The 318-nt window shown below is 37.7% G+C and carries 1 protein-coding gene; it reads right to left on the reverse strand.

The window, feature by feature from the left end:
- The coding region (locus BN202_RS09130) for a hypothetical protein (protein ID WP_156792134.1) at window positions 1–287 on the reverse strand (287 nt) is incomplete at its 3' end.
- Window positions 288–318: the final 31 nt, after the last annotated feature.

Here is a 318-nt window from a genome sequence, read left to right on the forward strand (position 1 = left end):
AAAGTAATGGTACTGTTGTTGTGAGAAGTTACTGTTGCATTTTTTGAATTAAATGCTCCTCCAGAAATTGTTATTGTAGATTCATTATCTGCGACTATGGCGATTTCTGCTTGTTTTACGGTGACATTTGTTAAAGCGACTGTACTTTTATCTGCATATACTCCTCCGTCTAGTAGTGTACCGTCTTTATTACTTGATATTGTCACACCATCTAGACTGTTTTCTTTTCTATTACTGTTCTCGAAGCTAGCACCAATGTTTGAGGCTTTAATGGTTCCGCCTGTCATGCTGATTGCGCCATTGTTTTTTGCCCAGATT

The organism is Bartonella florencae (assembly GCF_000312525.1).
GTDB lineage: Bacteria > Pseudomonadota > Alphaproteobacteria > Rhizobiales > Rhizobiaceae > Bartonella > Bartonella florencae.